The 981-nt window shown below is 33.5% G+C and carries 1 protein-coding gene and 1 pseudogene; both read right to left on the reverse strand.

Annotated features, from left to right (window positions below; all coding sequences use genetic code 11):
* Positions 1-210 (reverse strand): annotated as a pseudogene (locus tag BT797_RS20705) (endonuclease I); the annotation flags it as partial.
* A 38-nt stretch (positions 211-248) separates the two neighbouring features.
* The gene (locus tag BT797_RS20710) at positions 249-668 is read right to left on the reverse strand and encodes a hypothetical protein (protein ID WP_075473340.1); all 420 of its coding nucleotides are present in this window, start codon (positions 666-668) and stop codon (positions 249-251) included.
* Between the last annotated feature and the right edge of the window lie 313 nt (positions 669-981).

Consider the following 981-nt stretch of genomic DNA (forward strand, 5'->3'; position numbering starts at 1 on the left):
ATAGCCCGCAGTTGCTCTATAACCCTTTGGCATATCTATAAACTTCTTCTCGTCAAAAGTAGCATCACAATACAATGTCACGCGATGATCGTAATAAACCTTTTGCGCCAGTAACTTTTTGGCTTTACTAAATGACTCGATAGACTCGTTTTCAGCCACAACATTAAAAGCAGTAAACAACGCCACAGTAGATAAAATTTTTCCTATCATCAACTAACTCCTTTTAATGAGAACAAGTAAAATATTTATTAAGTTTTAATCCATTCGATCCACGGGAGTACAAAATCAAAGGACTCAATCATAGTACCAAAAACAAAAGTGTAAAATACCATAGAGATCCAAAATGGAGCTGCAGAAATGAACACTCGTATTCCATGGAATTTTTTCTCCAAGCGCTCAGTTAATTCCTTTAACTCCTCGTTTTTAGGGTCCTCTTTACACAATTCCCTCAATGTTATGAGCGAAGGAGGGAATGACCTATAACCATGTATATACATTGGAACAATTAAGAAACTACCAACAAAACACACTTTCCATGGATGATCAAATTGAAGTGATGTTAAGGTCAGTACAAATGTTGTAATTCCAAATATCCAATTAAGCCAGTCAATATGCTGTTTAGCTTCGGCTTCATATTCTTGCTCTGTAAGTAGTTTGTGTTTAGACATTACCTCTCCTATATTTATTTTAAGTACTCTAAATCATATTGATTATATTGAACTTTTAATACACCTAAAGTAAATAAAGACTATTTTAATCCAAAGCGTGATTAAGATTGTAAATAAGTACACCGTAATTCCAGTAAATAAAGTAATATAGAAAATCAGTGTTCACGTTATGTTTTATCCGAAACATAAATACACTAGTTTAGTGCAAAATCATCTTGAGGATATGTGGGATATTTAACGGATTAAACTGTCAGAAATGAGGCTCTAATAGGACATTTTAAACGGGGGCTGTTTTTGTTAAACCCCGTTTAAA

The sequence above is a fragment of the Moritella viscosa genome (genome assembly GCF_900120065.1).
In the GTDB taxonomy this organism is placed as follows: Bacteria; Pseudomonadota; Gammaproteobacteria; order Enterobacterales; family Moritellaceae; genus Moritella; species Moritella viscosa.

Excerpts from the sequence above, each read along its gene's own strand:
- BT797_RS20710 (WP_075473340.1), bottom strand. The coding sequence starts at position 668 with ATGTCTAAACACAAACTACTTACAGAGCAAGAATATGAAGCCGAAGCT.